Origin of the sequence: Vibrio sp. 1557 (assembly GCF_033340175.1) — a bacterium.
In the GTDB taxonomy this organism is placed as follows: Bacteria; Pseudomonadota; Gammaproteobacteria; order Enterobacterales; family Vibrionaceae; genus Vibrio; species Vibrio alginolyticus.
Map to the genome: position 1 here is coordinate 1 of NZ_JAWOVZ010000166.1, position 1,270 is coordinate 1,270.

The 1,270-nt window shown below is 50.9% G+C and carries 2 protein-coding genes; both read left to right on the top strand.

Translation table 11 applies throughout. From position 1 onward, the window contains the following. Positions 1-835 (top strand): TrkH family potassium uptake protein (locus R7070_RS25545; protein ID WP_318141432.1); only part of this gene is annotated, 835 nt, incomplete at its 5' end. Between the two features lie 25 nt (positions 836-860). Beyond that, positions 861-1,270: DUF3157 family protein (locus tag R7070_RS25550; RefSeq protein ID WP_318141433.1), on the top strand; the 410-nt coding region annotated here is incomplete at its 3' end.

A 1,270-nucleotide genomic window follows, 5' to 3' on the forward strand; every position in this document is an offset into this window, starting at 1 on the left:
GTTTGAAGCGATCAACCACGCCTTTACCACCCTATCTACCGGCGGTTACTCGACCTCCGATAGCTCGATGAACAACTTCTCCAACGGTGCGCACTGGGTCGCGACCACTTTCATGTTCTTGGGCGGTCTGCCATTTCTATTGTTTGTTGCCGCTCTACGCAAACGCAGCATCGATATTCTGGTCAAAGATGCACAGGTACGAGGCTTTGCTTACTTGTTCTTGTTCTCAAGCTTGGTGGTTGCCGCTTGGCTAGTGATTCGCGATGGTTACACCATTTTGGATGCCCTGCGAGTGTCGATGTTCAACATCGTTTCTGTGGTGACAACCACTGGGTTCGGCTTGGAAGATTTCACCGCTTGGGGCGCTCTGCCAACCACGCTCTTTGCCTTCTTAATGATGGCAGGGGCATGTTCTGGCTCAACCGCAGGCGGGATTAAAATCTTCCGTTTCCAAATTGCTATGACGCTGTTGAACAAACAGATCATGAAACTGATTCATCCATCCGGCGTTTTCGTGCAACGTTACAACCAACGTCCTGTGAACGACGACATCGTGCGCTCTGTGGTGGCGTTTGGGTTGATGTTCTTTATCACCATAATCTTTATCGCTGGCTGTTTAAGTGCCCTTGGTCTTGATCCCGTGACCAGCATTTCTGGCTCAATCACCGCCGTTGCCAACGTGGGTCCTGGCATGGGTAGCGTGATCGGCCCAACCGGTAACTTCGCGCCACTACCAGATGCCGCTAAATGGCTTCTAAGCTTTGGTATGTTGATGGGCCGCTTGGAGATTCTGACTATTCTTGTACTGTTCTTCCCTGCGTTTTGGCGCCGTTAAGCAGACACAAATAAAAGGTATGACAATGAAAACATGGATCACTCTGGCGACCCTACTCGCCACCTCATCCGCCTACGCCGCTGAAGTCGTCACTTTAGCCGACGGTCGAGAAGTGAAGTTGAACGATGACTTTACTTGGGAATACGTGATGACAAGTTCTGCGCCAAAAGAGGCCGTAGCCCAAACCACAACAAGCGCGGTTGAAACTGTCGCAGCTCCTGCGATTGCGACAATTCCGGTCGTAACAAAAACCGTCGGTACAACCGTGGTTGTGAACGCGAAAAAGCCAACCATGCAGCTGTCAGACTCAGGGGTCGACATACTGATTGGCTCTGCGAGCTACGAAGGTGGTGAACTGGTACTGCCAACGTCTATCACCAACCAAAGCTCTCAATCTGTCATTCAGGTGGAGGTTGAGGTACAAGTGTTTGATAT